General features: G+C 59.9%; 13 protein-coding genes. 8 read left to right on the forward strand and 5 right to left on the reverse strand.

The window, feature by feature from the left end:
- Window positions 1-795: TRAP transporter large permease subunit (locus tag ACQY7U_RS03510; protein ID WP_428642011.1), on the forward strand; the 795-nt coding region annotated here is incomplete at its 5' end.
- Window positions 796-877: 82 nt separating this feature from the next.
- Here the strand turns inward: ACQY7U_RS03510 and ACQY7U_RS03515 are convergent.
- On the reverse strand, window positions 878-1,483 hold the full coding sequence (locus tag ACQY7U_RS03515; RefSeq protein WP_428642013.1) for a DUF805 domain-containing protein: 606 nt from the start codon (window positions 1,481-1,483) through the stop codon (window positions 878-880).
- Between the two features lie 238 nt (window positions 1,484-1,721).
- Entirely contained in the window at window positions 1,722-2,264 is a 543-nt protein-coding gene (locus tag ACQY7U_RS03520; RefSeq protein WP_428642015.1) for a DUF805 domain-containing protein, read from the reverse strand.
- Between the two features lie 374 nt (window positions 2,265-2,638).
- On the opposite strand from ACQY7U_RS03520, the gene ACQY7U_RS03525 reads away from it, so the two are divergent.
- Window positions 2,639-3,667, forward strand: a complete 1,029-nt coding sequence (locus ACQY7U_RS03525) for a hypothetical protein (protein ID WP_428642018.1) — start codon at window positions 2,639-2,641, stop codon at window positions 3,665-3,667.
- Between the two features lie 97 nt (window positions 3,668-3,764).
- Here the strand turns inward: ACQY7U_RS03525 and xseA are convergent, their stop codons facing one another.
- A complete protein-coding gene (xseA, locus tag ACQY7U_RS03530) occupies window positions 3,765-5,363 on the reverse strand; it encodes an exodeoxyribonuclease VII large subunit (RefSeq protein WP_428642020.1) in 1,599 nt (532 codons plus the stop codon).
- Window positions 5,364-5,545: 182 nt separating this feature from the next.
- Between xseA and ACQY7U_RS03535 the strand changes: the two genes are divergently transcribed.
- From ACQY7U_RS03535 to ACQY7U_RS03545, 3 genes are all read left to right on the forward strand, one after another.
- Window positions 5,546-6,304: a 16S rRNA (uracil(1498)-N(3))-methyltransferase gene (locus tag ACQY7U_RS03535; RefSeq protein ID WP_428642022.1), complete on the forward strand. Its 759-nt coding sequence runs from the start codon at window positions 5,546-5,548 to the stop codon at window positions 6,302-6,304.
- A 4-nt stretch (window positions 6,305-6,308) separates the two neighbouring features.
- Window positions 6,309-8,075 (forward strand): adenylate/guanylate cyclase domain-containing protein, encoded by a 1,767-nt coding sequence (locus ACQY7U_RS03540; RefSeq protein WP_428642024.1) that lies wholly within the window; start codon window positions 6,309-6,311, stop codon window positions 8,073-8,075.
- Between the two features lie 156 nt (window positions 8,076-8,231).
- A complete protein-coding gene (locus tag ACQY7U_RS03545; protein WP_428642026.1) occupies window positions 8,232-9,605 on the forward strand; it encodes a glutamate--cysteine ligase in 1,374 nt (457 codons plus the stop codon).
- 48 nt (window positions 9,606-9,653) lie between these two features.
- Here ACQY7U_RS03545 and ACQY7U_RS03550 read toward each other — a convergent pair whose 3' ends face one another.
- Window positions 9,654-10,688: an alpha/beta hydrolase gene (locus tag ACQY7U_RS03550; protein ID WP_428642028.1), complete on the reverse strand. Its 1,035-nt coding sequence runs from the start codon at window positions 10,686-10,688 to the stop codon at window positions 9,654-9,656.
- Between the two features lie 370 nt (window positions 10,689-11,058).
- Here ACQY7U_RS03550 and ACQY7U_RS03555 point away from each other — a divergent pair, with 370 nt between their 5' ends.
- Window positions 11,059-11,838, forward strand: a complete 780-nt coding sequence (locus ACQY7U_RS03555; RefSeq protein ID WP_428642030.1) for a DUF937 domain-containing protein — start codon at window positions 11,059-11,061, stop codon at window positions 11,836-11,838.
- A gap of 190 nt (window positions 11,839-12,028) precedes the next feature.
- Window positions 12,029-12,805, forward strand: coding sequence for a substrate-binding periplasmic protein (locus tag ACQY7U_RS03560; protein ID WP_428642032.1), 777 nt, complete (start codon window positions 12,029-12,031; stop codon window positions 12,803-12,805).
- A 151-nt stretch (window positions 12,806-12,956) separates the two neighbouring features.
- On the opposite strand, the gene ACQY7U_RS03565 is transcribed toward ACQY7U_RS03560, so the two are convergent.
- Entirely contained in the window at window positions 12,957-13,274 is a 318-nt protein-coding gene (locus ACQY7U_RS03565) for a DUF1127 domain-containing protein (protein ID WP_428642033.1), read from the reverse strand.
- Window positions 13,275-13,541: 267 nt separating this feature from the next.
- On the opposite strand from ACQY7U_RS03565, the gene ACQY7U_RS03570 reads away from it, so the two are divergent.
- On the forward strand, window positions 13,542-14,417 hold the full coding sequence (locus ACQY7U_RS03570) for a LysR substrate-binding domain-containing protein (protein ID WP_428642036.1): 876 nt from the start codon (window positions 13,542-13,544) through the stop codon (window positions 14,415-14,417).
- The last annotated feature ends 100 nt before the right edge of the window (window positions 14,418-14,517 follow it).

A 14,517-nucleotide genomic window follows, 5' to 3' on the forward strand; every position in this document is an offset into this window, starting at 1 on the left:
GTCTTCTCCGCACTGATCTATGTCGGGATCATCGTCGCAATTTCCGCCTGGCGCGGGGATGCGCCCCCGGTCAGGGGCTTCACGTGGGGCGAAAGGTTCGAAAGCGTCCCCGGTACGCTGCCGATCATTGCCGTGGTGGCCATCATCTTCTGCTCGTTCTTTTTCGGGCTGGCGACGCCGACCGAGGCAGGATCTCTCGGAGCCTTCGTGGTGCTGGTGGTTGCCTTCGCCAAAGGCATGCGGACCCGTCAGCTCGGGCAGGCCCTGCATGAAACCGCCAAGTTGACGGTCATGATCTTCACGCTCATCTGGGGCGTGCTGGTCTATGTCCGCTTTCTGGGGTTCGCTGAACTTCCCGATGCCTTCAAGGACTTCATCGTCAGCCTGGATTATTCGCCCTGGGTGGTGATGGTCTGCATCCTGCTGGCTTATGCGGTGCTCGGCATGTTCATGGACGCGATCGGCATGCTGATCCTGACCTTGCCGGTGGTCTATCCGGCGGTGATGGCCCTGAACGGCGGCGAGGGGGTGTCGGCCGCCGACAGCGCCTTCGGCATGTCAGGCGAGGCCTGCGCGATCTGGTTCGGGATTCTGGTGGTGAAGATGGCGGAACTCTGCCTGATTACGCCGCCCATCGGGTTGAACTGTTTCGTGGTGTCGGGCGTCAGGCCGGATATTCCGGTGCAGGAGGTCTTCCGCGGATGCGTGCCGTTCTTCGTCGCGGACGTCCTGACCATTGCAGGGCTGCTGGCCTTCCCCTCGATCATCACGATCCTGCCGGAGCTGATGGCTTAGCTCTCGACAACCTTTAAAACAAAGACGCCGCCGGATTCGCTCCGGCGGCGTCTTTGTTTCGGGGGGGCGCCCGGTGCACAGTTCAGTCGAAAACGTGGGCCTGGCTTGCTGGCGTGTCGAAGCGGTTTGGGCCGCGTGTTCCGGCAAAGAAAGCATTGGCGATGCCCTGGAACAGACAGGGAAAGATGCCGATGATCGGGATGAACCAGACAAACATCCACAGGGCGGAAACATCTCTGTCGTGGAAACGTCGCACCTGCAGGGAAATATTGGAGACTGAAAATGGCAGCAGGATCAGCCAGAGCGAGAGCAGACTGGCATTTGCCAGGATCCGCTCGGCTTCTTCCCTGTTGTCGAAGTCGATATTGAGCGCTGCGAAATAAGCAAAGACGATCGCGATCATCATGGCCAGGTTAAAAGTGCCGAGTCCCCAGTAGCCAAGGCGGCCTATACGGCCGTTGAAACTGAAAAACAGACCAAGGACGTGAGTGACGGCGCCCATGGCGGAAAAACTCATTTCCCCCGCAAATTGAGCGGCTTCTGCTCCCGCCCGTGCATATGCACCGTTGCCGGACGGATAGGCCATTGTGGCGGAAGCCGCCGCGCCTCCAGATTGCCTGGAGGTCCAAGTCACCGGGTTCGGCTGGTTCAGACCGCGTTTTCCAAATTGCGTACGCTGCGTCGGCATTCGCGCCTCCGTGCTAATCATTGTTTGAATTAACAGGAGGCGAGGTTAGAAGAAGCAACTTTAGATTGCTGTTATGAAATTGGTTCAAATTTGACGCATCGGCGGTTTCTCTCACGATTTGTGCCGGAAAAGAGCTGCGGGAGGGGCATTTTGGCTGGCAAAAGGCCGAAGGGCGAATACCGGAACGGTCTTCGCCCTTCGTTGGAAAGGTGGGTTGCGCGGCTTTGTGTCAGGCGCGTCAATAGCCGAAGCGGTTGGGGCCGCGCGTGCCAGTGAAGAAGCAGTTGGCGAATATCTGGCAGATGCCGACGATCGATCCGGCAATCGGAATGAACCAGGTCAGGATCCAGTAGGCCGACACGTCCCGGTCATGAAGGCGCCGGACTTCCAGCGACCAGCCGCACAGGGACAGCAGGAAAAAGGCAAAATAGTAGGCGATGCCTTCTGTCTGGAGGGTCACGACGACGATGTCGACGATGTCCTGAAGCCCCCTGGCGTCGAGCCATCTGTAGTATGCGATCGCAACCATCGTCAGCAAAAAGAAGCGGGCGCCGCCGATGCACCAGTACTCCATTCTGTTGATCCGGCCCTTGAAGCTGAACACCATCGCCAGCGCATCGACCAGCATGGTTTCGATGGAAAAATTGTCGTCGCTTGAGAGCGTGAGATCGGCGGCCATCGCGGGCTGAAAAGAGGGAATGGCCAGGTTGGCTTCCTGCATTTGCCATTGCGGGCCGGCCGACCGGGTGAGGCTGCGTTTGCCAAACTGTCTGCGATGCATCGTTTCCTTTACCTCCGTCGTCGTTTTCAACGGATCGAGCGATGTCTTACTTTACGACAGGTTAATTGAGTTGAAGGTAAATCGCCCTGGTAAAACTTTACGAAAGGCGTAAAGGTGCTGATTTTCAAGGGAATTTTGAGTGAATATTTCGATAATCGGTTGTCTTCGGCGGTGCCCGGAAAGGAGTTTCTGGCGTAACTTGTTTAACTTTGCATGTCCTGCCGCCGATGGATATCCGAATACGCCTTTTCATGTGTCTTTGGTCCAAGGGTGCTTTTTGTCGGCTACGGCAGGGCGGTGTCTTTACAGCCTCGTCAATTTTACGTGGTATAGAGGCCTCTCCTGCCGAAGACGGCAATTGCACGGAATTTCTAATGATCAATGTCGATGGCCGGCGCATAAATGACCCGGGCATGTTTTCTTTGCCCGAAATTGCCGATGCCTGCGAAAAACATGGCGAATTGGTGGTTCAGTTCACTGAGGCAGTAGCCTATTCGCCACCGCTTCTTGAGGTGCTGAATGAAGCCTGCGGTCTCTTTCAGAGCCGTCTTCAAGTGAGGTTCTACTGGCACCAGGACGAAGTATTCGACGCCAGGGTTCTGCGTCACTTGCCGGAAGTGCGCAATCTTTCGTTGGATTGCCTGTCGCAGATTGCGCATGAAGACGAAATCGGCCGGTTGCCGAAACTGGAGCGCCTCCATTTCGGAGTGTTCGAATTTGACCGTCCGGACTTCCTGAACTCGCTGAGGCTTGGCGCGCTTGAGCGTCTCAGCCTGGCCGAAAACCGGAAACGCAATTTCGATCTTGCGCCAGTCAAGCACTGCGTATCTCTCCGGGATTTTTTCGTTCAGGGACACGCCAGGAACATCGGCGCAATCGTAGACCTGCCGCAACTCAGCAAACTGACGTTAAGCGCCTTTGCCAAGAAGCACGCGCTGGACTTCGCCGGAGCCATTCCAAACCTGAAAGAGCTGATGCTGATCATAGGGGGGCGCACCGATATTGACGACCTGTCGAGTGCCAGTATCGAAGTCCTGCAGATACTGCGCGTGCGCGGGTTGACCACCCTGGGGGACCTGTCCCGATTTCCCGCTCTCTCCGCGCTGCGTTTGGAGGACCAATTGCAACTGACAAGTCTGGACCTTGGCGGGGCGGATCTGGAAAGGCTTTCCCTGGCAAACTGTAAGAACCTGACAGAACTGCAGGGCCTGGACAGGCAGCGGCGGCTTCGGGAGTTCAGCGCCTCGCAGGTCGCCTTGGACATGAACGCCCTGCTGGAACGGGACTGGCCCGCGTCAATGCGGTCTGTGCGCCTGTTCACCAACAGCTTGAAATGGAACGATGCTGCCGCGATGCATCTGGCTGGGCGGAAGCTGGGTGAGGCGGGTAGCGAATGGATGTGAGGCGGGTTGCTTCGCGCAGGTAGGCCTTGCAAGGCGCGTTTGGCGCAAACCAGCGTCTCGCGCCGCCGCGTGGAGCGTGTGACCTGATCAGACTGGTCTAAAACAGACTGCCCTGATCCACGGGCTTCCCGGCATCGGGTTTTTTCCGCTTCGGCTTGGCTCCCCTCGTGTCCGGCCCTCCGGACGTGGCGACCGCATCGATGCTGCCGTCGGCCAGTTCGATGGAAAGCGCGGCGCCGGAGGAAACGGCTGCGGCGGAGCGGACCGGCTGGCCGCTGTCATCGCGGACAACGGCATAGCCGCGGGCCAGAACGTCCTTGTAGGAAAGGGACTTCAGCAGTTTCTGCAAGCCATCGACGCGGGCCTTCTCCTGGGTGAGACGTGCCAGATAAGCGCGGTCGAGCCGCTCGGCGAGTCCGGTCAGGCGCTCCTTGCCGAGTGTTGCCTGCTGGGTGAGGCGGGCAGGTGTCAGCCGGACAGCTACGGCGGCATAGGCTTGCCGCTTCTGGGCAAAGGCGACGGTGAGGGCACGTTTCTGCCGCTCGCTGACCTGGTCGAGGTCCTGCCGGGCCTTGGAGCTCAGACGAGTGAGCAGAATCGGCGACAGCCGTCCGGTAAGATTCTGAAAATACGTGCGGTGCGTGCGGGTGCTGACGATCAGCGACCGTTCCAGACTGCTTGCCAGCGTGTCGAATTTCTGCCGTGGCAGGGCGAGCAGGTCCTGGGGAGCGGGCAGGGCCGCGCTTGCGGCGCGCAGCTCGGTGCGCCGGGACGTGACAAAGCGGACAAGGCCCGAATTCAACCGTCGGGAACGGTCGTCGACCATCGCCATCAGCTCGGCCTTCACCGGAACTGCGATTTCGGCCGCGCCCGTCGGTGTCGGCGCGCGGACATCGGCCGCCAGATCGATCAGGGTCCAGTCGGTTTCGTGTCCGACTGCTGAAATCAAGGGAATCTGGCTGTCGGCCGCCGCGCGCACGACCGCTTCCTCGTTGAAGCCCCACAGATCCTCGATGCTGCCGCCGCCGCGGGCGACGATCAGAACATCGGGGCGCGGGATCGGCCCATCCGGATCAAGCGTGTTGAAACCGCGAATGCCATTGGCGACTTCGGCGCCGGACGTCTCACCCTGAACGCGCACGGGCCAGACAAGCACGTGAAGGGGAAAACGGTCGTCGATGCGGTGCAGGATATCGCGGATCACGGCCCCGGTGGGCGACGTGACGACGCCGATGACCTTCGGCAGCGGCGGCAGCCGCCGCTTGCGCTCCTCCGCGAACAGGCCTTCGGCGGCCAGCTTCTTCTTGCGCTCCTCCAGCAGCGCCATCAGCGCGCCGGCACCGGCCGGTTCCAGCGCATCGATCACCATCTGATATTTGGATTGTCCGGGGAAGGTGGTGATCTTGCCGGTGGCGATCACCTCCAGGCCCTGTTCGGGCTGGATCTTCAGCTTGGAGGCAACACCGCGCCAGATGACGCCCGAAAGCACCGCCCGGTCGTCTTTCAAATCCAGGTAAATGTGACCCGATCCCGGACGGGAAATCCGGCCAAGTTCGCCGCGCACCCGCACATAGCCGAAAGCATCCTCCATCGTGCGCTTGATGGAAAAGGAGATTTCGGAGACGGAAAACTCGGCAACGTTGGAAGTGCTGTCGGCCACAAATGATTCCTTTTTGAGAAGGTCAAAACTGGTCATTCCACTGCGAGGGGTCAAGGGGGCGATGACAGGGCAGGGGACTGCGGTGTCATTTCACTGTGCGTAACGCAAGCGGTGCTTCGGGTGGGCAGGGAGAGCAGTCAGGGCCGAATAGTGTGCATGGATTGCGCCATGAGGCGTTTTGCCTTGAAACTTTCACATTCGCTCACCTAGCTAGAAAGATGGCAAAATACGAGTTCAAAATGCAGCGCCTGTTTCTCCGGCATATCCTCGCCGACGGGGCCCGAATCGAGGCGGACCGGAGCCAGTCGAACTATCTTCTGAACGTCCTGCGCATGAAGGACGGCGACTACGTGCTGGTGTTCAACGGCAGCGACGGCGAGTGGCTGGCCAAGATTTCCAGCAATGGCCGCAGAGACTGTGCGCTCCAGTTGATGGAACGCGTGCGCGAACAGACCGCGCGCAACGACCTGATGTATATGTTCGCCCCGCTCAAGCACGCCCGCCTCGACTATATGGTCCAGAAGGCCGTGGAGATGGGGGTCGGCAGCCTGAAGCCGGTGATGACGCAGCACACGCAGGCAAGCCGCGTCAATCTGGAGCGGATGGAAGCCAATGTGATCGAGGCGGCCGAACAGTGCGGCGTGCTGTCGGTGCCGGAGGTGCTGGCGCCGCAACCCCTGAGCGACGTTCTGTCCGTGTGGAGCGATGCGCAGCCCGGACGCAAATTGCTGTTCTGCGACGAGGCGGAGGGAAGCCAGAACCCGCTTCTTACCCTGGCCCAGATGAAAGAGGCAGGCCCGCCACCGCTTGCGGTCCTGATCGGTCCGGAAGGCGGGTTTTCCGAAGAGGAACGGGACCTGCTGCGCAGTCTCGATTTCGTCACTCCCATTCCCCTTGGACCCCGGATCCTGCGGGCGGATACGGCAGCCGTTGCGGCTCTGACGGTCATTCAGGCCACCGTGGGCGACTGGAGATAACGGTATGACACGGGAGACCCTTCCTCAGGTATCAGGGGCGGCGGAAAGTGCTCCGCTCTCGCAGGATGCAGGAGGCAGGGCGACCGGAGCAGTGTCTCCGGAGGTGCCGGTCCGGCCAGGGTTCCGATTGCCGGTGGGCGTTGCGCTCGGCCTGGTGTTCTCGTTTCTCCTGGTGGTCATCTGCGGCATCATCATCACCTATATGGCTGCCTCCGACAGGCGGATTGCAGGCCGGCTTCTGGACGAGCAGGGTCTCGCGGTCCTGAAGGGCAACGAGGCTGTGCTGACCGGGTTTTTCCGCGAGCAGGAACAGGTTTTCAGATCGATTGCCCTCGCCACCGCTGGAAACGGCGTCCATCTGACGGAGGCCGATATTCAGCCCTTCGAAAAACTCCTTCCCGAGGGGGCCGGACTGGAACTTGGCCGCTCGGTGATGAGCGAGACTCCGCCCGATGAACTGCCGGACGTTGCCTGGTCGGACTTCACTTATGAGGAGGGCTTTGGAGAAGCGGTCAAGGTGGCGGAACTCGATCTCGGCAACGGTCAGCTCCTGAAGGGGCTTTACCCGCGGTCCGTCTTTGCCGCCATTGCCGGGTCGATGGCCTTTGAAGGGCGGCAGAGCGTTTTCATCCTGTCGGGGCGCGACAAGGCCATTGTTATCGGCGGTCTGCCGGTATCGGCTTTCGCCGCCAGTCCCGAAGCCCCGCTTCCGGCCCTGGAAGACCTTGGCGGATCGCCTCTCTCCCGGATCTGGGTCGAAGACCGGCGGGCGCACAATATGGGCGGATCGATCAAGGGACGGGTGTTCCCCGGCGACAATGGCATGTTTACGGCCATCTATACGGAGATCGGTGCCGGACCGGCGCAGGGCTGGATCCTCGGCACGCTTTACCGGGCCGAGGAATTCGGTGCCGCGCTCGACCAGACGCGGATCGTGCTTTATGCGGCGATCGTTGCGCTCATTGTCGGGGCCGTTCTGTCTTTTGCCGTCGGGCGCATGCTCGGGCGACCGCTGATCCGGCTGGCCCAGACAGCGGCCGGGCTGCGGCAACTCGACTTCGCGGGCGTCGAACGCCTGCCGCGCTCTCGCCTGAGCGAACTCGACGATGTCAACCGGGCCTTCAACGGCTCCATCGGCGCGCTCAATGCCTTTGCGAAATACGTTCCGCGCCAGCTTGTCTCCCGCCTGATCGAAGAGGGCATGACCAGTTCCCGCAATATCGAATTGAGGGAAATGACAATCGTCTTCACCGATCTTGCCGGGTTCACGACCATGGCATCAAACCTGACGGCGGAAGAGACCGCGGCCTATCTCAACGGCTATTTCGAAACTGTTTCCAGCGCGATCACCAAGCGGGACGGTACGATCGACAAGTTCCTCGGCGATGGCGTCATGGCCTTCTGGGGCGCGCCCTCGGACCAGCCGGATCATGCGGCCAGGGCAATCGAGGCGGTCAAGGCGCTGGCGGAGCAGATCGAAGCCTCGCCGATCCGGAATCTGCGGGTCCGCATCGGCGTGCACACGGGCAAGGTCGTGGTCGGCGACATCGGCTCGGCGGCCCGGATGAACTATACGGTCATCGGCGATGCGGTGAATGTCGCCGCGCGGCTTCAGGAACATGGCAAGCAGGTAGACCCCGGCGCCAAGGTGATTGCACTTGCCTCCGCCGAAACCGTGGCCCAGCTTCCCGAAGGCACGAGCGCGACCAGTCTCGGGTCGGTTCAGCTGCGCGGTCGCGCGGAACCGTTATCCATCTTCAGGATCGCGTGAGGTCCATCCTGCGTCGTTTCCACGCTTGCAATCTTGTTTCAAGACTCCTAAATCACGCAAGCTCATTGGCGTTTGTCGGAACGCAGCGGATTATTGCGGTTTGTCGGGCGCCTTGACGCGCCGGCTGGCGGGCTGCACAGCATTTAGGACGGTTTCATGGCCCGCGATACGGTCGATTCCACCCCGATTGAAACTGTTGCGGATCTGGCCGCAACGCTTGCAGAGGGCTGCAAGCCGGAGGAAAAGTTCCGGATCGGTACCGAGCACGAGAAGTTCGGCTTCTGCCTGAAACAGCTTTCCCCCATTCCCTATGAGGGCGGCAATGGCGTCGAGGCCGTGCTTGAGGGCATGGAAAGCCTTCTGGGCTGGGAGCGGATCGAGGACGACGGCAAGATCATCGGCCTTGCCGACGATACGGGCGGTGGCGCGATATCCATCGAGCCGGGCGGCCAGTTCGAACTTTCCGGCGCACCGCTGGACAACCTGCACCAGACCTGCCGCGAGACCAACCAGCATCTGGCCCATGTGCGCCAGGTTGCCGAGCCCATGGGCGTCGGTTTTCTGGGCATCGGCATGGCGCCGACCTGGACGCGTGCCGAAATGCCGCGCATGCCGAAATCCCGTTACGACATCATGACCAACTACATGCCGAAGGTCGGTTCGCTCGGTCTCGACATGATGTACCGGACCTCCACCATCCAGGTGAACCTCGATTTCTCGTCCGAAGCCGACATGGCGCAGAAAATGCGCGTCGGGCTGGCGCTGCAGCCGATTGCGACCGCCATCTTCGCCAATTCCCCCTTCACCGACGGCAAGCCCAACGGCTTCAAGTCCTTCCGGGCCCAGATCTGGACGGATACCGATGCGGACCGGACCGGCGACATGCCCTTTGCCTTCGAGGACGGCTTCGGCTTCGAGCGCTACGTGGAATGGGCGCTCGACGTGCCGATGTATTTCGTCAAGCGCGGAACCACCTATTACGACGTGACCGGAACCACCTTCCGCCAGTTCATGAACGGCGCGCTGGAAGGAAGGGTGCCGGACGCGACGCCGAACCTCGGCGACTGGAACAATCACCTGTCGACCCTGTTCCCGGATGTGCGCCTGAAGAAATATATCGAAATGCGCGGTGCCGACGGCGGCCCGTGGCGGCGCATCTGTGCCCTGCCGGCGCTTTGGGTCGGGCTGCTTTACGACAAGGGTGTCCTGGATCAGGCGATGGAACTCGTCAAGGACTGGACCCGGGAAGAACGGGCGGCGCTGCGCCGGGACGTGCCGAAAACAGCCCTGCAGACGCCGTTCCGCGACGGTACGGTTCTCGATGTGGCGAAGCAGGTTCTTGAACTCGCACAGGAAGGCCTGAAACGCCGTAACCGGCTGAGTGACGGCGATCTCGACGAGCGCGTTCATCTGGCTGCGATCGAGGAAGGCCTTGCCTCGGGCATGTGCCCGGCCGACGTGCTGCTGCAGCGCTACAACGGGTCCTGGAACGGCGACATTTCCAACGTGTTCAAGGAATATGCCTACTGAGGACAGGTCCGAAAGTCTCGGTTCTGGCGGATGGCCGGCATCGGGAATTCAGGACAGGAGTTCCTTTTGCGGGGTCTTGGCGATCCTTGAAACGCGCCCCATGAGTGTTCGTGCGATTTCGTAGGTTCGAGGATCGTTCAGAAGACTGTCATGACCGTGGCCGGGCAAGATCTCGACCTCGACATTCGCAAACGGTTCGCAAACCTGCCCGTATCCTAGCGCGTTCACAGCCGTATCGTCTTCTCCGGCAATAATCAGGACCGGTCCTTCCATCGCAGCCAATCCGTCTGCGGCCGTTAAGGGAGGCAGCGGTAAACCGGAGGCCATCGCACGGAACGAATAGGCGGGGAACTCCGGCGACGCGTTCAGGTAGGCGACGGGAAGGTGGTTGAAGGCCCGGACCCGCAGACTGTTCAACGCTATGAGCCCGGAAACGCGGGGCTTGTCTATGTGAAGTATGGAATCCGGCTGGGGATGTGCGGGAGCCGTCGGTCCGGGGCCGAAATACGGAGCAAACAACAGGTAACCTGCCATTTTCGGACGGGATTGCTTCAAGGCATATCGAAGCGCGATACCGCCTCCCATGGAGTGGCCGGCAAGCCAGAGGCGAGCGTCCGGATGCGTGTCATGAAATAAATTGAAGATCTGGGCGAGATCCTCCTCATATTGGCCGATCCGATCTAGATCATACCGTTGGCCACCGGAGTCGTTGTGTCCGCGAAGATCGACGACCACTACCAGGGCGCCCGTTGCATCGGATAGCAATCCCGCCGGATTGTTCCACCGTTCACCAGCCCCTCCCATGCCGTGGACCAGAAGCACAATGTCCGCAGCATCGTCAGATCCGAAAACACGGGCTGCGATGTGTTCGCCGTCTGTCATGGAAAAAGCAGCCGATCTGAAGGGGTATTTCTGATCGAAGCAAACGCCGTTTGCGATTTCGATCCTGCGGTATTCTTCCGCGGTACAGCTTCCTGCCTTGAACGGATGCTTTCTTGGCCAAAGCGTGATTGCAAGAACCCCGAGCAAAACCAGAAAAAGGATACCAACAAGGCTCGTTGCAATCAGCGCAAACCAGATCATTCGTTGCTCCAATCCTTGTGCTGCGCGCCATTCTCCCGCGACCCCTGCCTTCCTGCGGGCATTGCCGGGCGATTTCATCGCCTCATCAAATCGTACCCATTGGCAGTGTCACGCCGTGCGCAGAAAAAAGCTTATTTTGACAATTTTATTGTCATATTGACATTTGAGTTGTCAATATGAATTTGTCTTGCCATCACGCCGTCATCTCTCTGAACATGACGGTCGGTCACGCCCCTGAGGCGTGGCGGGATTGCGTGGAGATATTGAGCCCTGTTGAAGCGGAGAATTGACCTGACGCCTGCAAAGGGCCACTGTGGTCAGCGAACGGTCTTTTATCTCAGGACCTTGGTACAATGACCGGAGCAGAGCGATGACTGGCGGCGATACGGCGGCTCCCCCTTTCGACATCTTTTCGCTGACGCAGGATGTTCGCGACCGGTTCGGCTGGTCCAACGAGGACTTGAGCCGGGTGATGGAGCAGCTGTTGCCGGCCGCGCTCAACGGGTTCCGGTACTTCGGCAGCACCATGCCGGGTTTTTCCGAGTTTCCGGGCAATCTCACCCAGCCGGCCGCTGCCGCTTCGAATCCCTTTGCCGCCTTCACCGGACTTTTCCAGGACCCGTCGGAGGCGGCCTTGATGCCGTTCTTCGGGCCAGAGGCGGTGCAGAAGGCCCTTGCCGGCCAGATTTCCGCCCTGACGGGTCTGCGGAGCGATGCGATCCACGAAATGATGCCGGTGGCGGCGACGCTTGCCATGGGACAGATCGCCCGTCCGTTCGTCCACGGCGAGGCTCGAAACCTTCTGGATGCCTATTTGCGCGGATTTGCCCGTGGCCGGCCGAAGCCGCAGCCGACGCCTGCCGATTACCTGCAAGGCTATGCGGACGCCATGCAAGCCTTCTGGGGGGCATTCCTGCAACCGGCCAGCATCGTGACAAAATCCCCGGAACCAGAACCAGAACCAGAGCCAGAGCCCGAGCTTGAAGCAGTGGCCGGCCCCGAGGAAGAAGGCGCTCCTGAAACCGAAGCCTCTGAGCTCGAGGAAATGGTGTCCAGCTGGATGTCCGCCGGGCGCGATTTTCAGGCCGGCCAGTTCAAGGCGTTCGACAGCTTCTTCCAGAAGGCCTCGAAAGATTTCCGCGGAGTTTAACCGCTTTTGAAATCCTGTTGGTGTATCCATCCATCCATGGCATACGATGTCGAGTAAGGGCGAAGTGCTCTGTGGCGCTCCGCTGTTCATGAGGTCCCGCCCGGATTGAAGCGGAATGCTGGCAAGAACAAACAAGATGCCGACACAAAAAACTCACCGGAGAGGCAGACCGGTTTTCAAGGCGGTTTTGTTGAGCCTGACAGGTTTGCTCCTGCTCGCTGTTGCGCAATCGGCGGCCGCTCAGGAAAGTCGCAAATTCACAATCGCCTATGCCAGCGAATGGTCGCCTTACTCCTACGGCCTCGGGAGCGATGTTGACGGCATTTTGCCTCGCCTGATGGACCGGATCTTTTCCGGAATTGACGGGTTCGAATTGGTCCATGACGGCCTTCCCTGGGAAAGGGCGCAGCAAGTGTTCTTCGGCGGTCGGGTTGACGGGATGGTCACCACGGCGACGGAGAAGCGCCTGCGGCATTCCCGCCAGAGTGCCGAGGCGGCGCTGGAAATACCGTTTCATCCGATCATCCGGCGGGGCAGCCCCGTCAAGGATGTTCTTTTGAAGGACAGGCGGCTGAGCGCGCTGAAAAACTACCGGTACTGCGATGTACTCGGCAACGGCTGGGCAGAGGAGTTTTACACAAGCCGGAATGTTCAGTTTTCGGTCGCTCCGACAATCGACAACTGCCTGCTTCAACTCAAGCTGAACCGTGTGGACATTGTCGTCCACGCAAAACCGGTTCTCGAGATCTTCAGCAAGCAACTGGATCTCGAGGACGATCTGGAAATTGTCGACCTGAAATACGACGAGAGTCCAAAATTTCCTTTGCTGGTTTCAAACTCATATGAGTTTGCGGACGAGCTCATCGAACGGTTCGATCACGAGGTATCACGACTGAAAGGCGGTGGTATCTACGAGGACTTGATGAACGAGCTTGTTGAGGCCGAAAAGGAAAAACCCACCACCTGACACTGATGGTCCGACCTGCCCGCAAAACCCGGCGATGGTGAGGTGGCGGCAAAAAAAGACCCGCCGGAAAGGCGGGTCAGTTTCGTCAGCAAGGCTTGCCGACAGGGGCTGCAAAAAGGGGAGGTCAGCCGATGGCCGCCAGATGAGGTTCCTAGGCGGCCAGCTGCCCGCACTTGGCTCCGGCGGCGCCGGCGATCGAAAAGACCGGATTGACCGAAGCATTGGCCGCGTTGAGGCTCGGAGCCTGGCGGGAAGCGGCGGAGCCGGTCACCAAAGATGACGGATCGGTATAGAACGGTTGCGCCAGGGCACGTCGAACATCGCTCCGGGTGAGGCCGATGTCATTGAGCTGTTCATCGGACCAGTCCTGAAGTTCCGCAAAGTGCCGGCGGTTTGCAAATACACGCCATGCACGGGCAGCCATCTGCCCGAAGAGAGCGAAGAAGGGGGTGGTTGCTGTATGTGTCATGACAAAATTCTCCTGTGAGCGGCCGGAGAAATTTCCGGCAGCCTGTTCCGCGCCACGCATGGCTTTCCTTGTTTGTGGAACATGCTCTAGATGGGCTTTCTTCTAATATTAATCCAACGAATGTTTGTGATGTGAATGATCACTTCCCGTGATGTTATCTGGAGAACTCGGTGCGGAACGAAGCATCTTTGGCGGGTGGGTCTAAAACATTTCCAATCTGAATGGGTTTTGTGGTAAGTATGAGTATCTCTTATATTTGAGGCGCTTATGCTCGACCTGGATCAGCTCCGAACCTTCGTGGCCATTGCCGAAAGCGGCAGCTTTACCCGGGCGGCGGACAATGTTCACAAAACCCAATCGGCGGTGTCCATGCAGATGCGCCGGCTGGAAGAACGTGTTGGAAAACCACTTTTTGTCCGGGTCGGACGGCAGTCACGGCTGACCGAGCATGGCGAACGCCTGCTGCATTACGCCCGCCGCCTGGTCCAGTTGAACGACGAAACGCTGGCCGCATTCGACGATACCGAGCTTGCCGGTCTCGTGCGTCTCGGAACGCCGGACGATTATGCGGACCGGTTCCTGCCCGAAATCCTGGCGCGGTTTTCAAGGTCCAATCCGAAGGCGGAAGTGAGCGTGGTGTGCGCCCCGACGCCGAACCTTGCAGACATGATCTCGGAAGGGGAGCTGGACGTCGCCATCATCACCCACGTTCAGAAAAAGGGCCGCAAGCACGTGGAGGTGGTCCGCCGGGAACCGCTTCTGTGGGTGGTCTCCGCCCGCCATGCGGTGGAAAACGAGTCGCCCTTGCCGCTTGCCCTGGGGCGGGCGACCTGCGACTGGCGCAAGGCGGCCATCAATGCCCTGAGTGACCAGATGCGCGAGCACAGGCTGCTTTATTCGAGCTGGAACTCGACTGCGGTAGGGGCCGCCGTCCTGGCGGGGCTTGCCATTTCCGTCCTGCCGGAATCAGCACTGCGGTCCGGCATGCGCGTTCTGACAGAAGCCGAAGGCTTTCCGCGTCTTCCCGAATGTGAAATCGGCATCATGCGGTCCTGGCACAACAGCTCCAGGGTGACCGATGCCCTTGTGGAACACATCGTTTCTTCGCTGGACAATCTTTCCGTTCCCCAGGCTGCGGAGTAGCGCTCTCGCGGACGCCAGAATGCATAATTTCATGAGGCCGTGGCTTGAGGCATTCGCGACGACTTCGCCATTTTGTCGATAAATTTCAATTGAAATGTAA

It is taken from the genome of Roseibium sp., from assembly GCF_050301095.1.
Classification (GTDB): domain Bacteria; phylum Pseudomonadota; class Alphaproteobacteria; order Rhizobiales; family Stappiaceae; genus Roseibium.

What these genes read in the sequence shown, in the direction of transcription:
- xseA (WP_428642020.1), bottom strand. Translation starts at nt 5,363, where the DNA reads ATGACCAGTTTTGACCTTCTCAAAAAGGAATCATTTGTGGCCGACAGC.
- ACQY7U_RS03555 (WP_428642030.1), top strand. Translation starts at nt 11,059, where the DNA reads ATGACTGGCGGCGATACGGCGGCTCCCCCTTTCGACATCTTTTCGCTG.
- ACQY7U_RS03515 (WP_428642013.1), bottom strand. Translation starts at nt 1,483, where the DNA reads ATGCCGACGCAGCGTACGCAATTTGGAAAACGCGGTCTGAACCAGCCG.
- ACQY7U_RS03570 (WP_428642036.1), top strand. Translation starts at nt 13,542, where the DNA reads ATGCTCGACCTGGATCAGCTCCGAACCTTCGTGGCCATTGCCGAAAGC.
- ACQY7U_RS03525 (WP_428642018.1), top strand. Translation starts at nt 2,639, where the DNA reads ATGATCAATGTCGATGGCCGGCGCATAAATGACCCGGGCATGTTTTCT.
- ACQY7U_RS03550 (WP_428642028.1), bottom strand. Translation starts at nt 10,688, where the DNA reads ATGATCTGGTTTGCGCTGATTGCAACGAGCCTTGTTGGTATCCTTTTT.
- ACQY7U_RS03520 (WP_428642015.1), bottom strand. Translation starts at nt 2,264, where the DNA reads ATGCATCGCAGACAGTTTGGCAAACGCAGCCTCACCCGGTCGGCCGGC.
- ACQY7U_RS03545 (WP_428642026.1), top strand. Translation starts at nt 8,232, where the DNA reads ATGGCCCGCGATACGGTCGATTCCACCCCGATTGAAACTGTTGCGGAT.
- ACQY7U_RS03535 (WP_428642022.1), top strand. Translation starts at nt 5,546, where the DNA reads ATGGCAAAATACGAGTTCAAAATGCAGCGCCTGTTTCTCCGGCATATC.
- ACQY7U_RS03565 (WP_428642033.1), bottom strand. Translation starts at nt 13,274, where the DNA reads ATGACACATACAGCAACCACCCCCTTCTTCGCTCTCTTCGGGCAGATG.
- ACQY7U_RS03540 (WP_428642024.1), top strand. Translation starts at nt 6,309, where the DNA reads ATGACACGGGAGACCCTTCCTCAGGTATCAGGGGCGGCGGAAAGTGCT.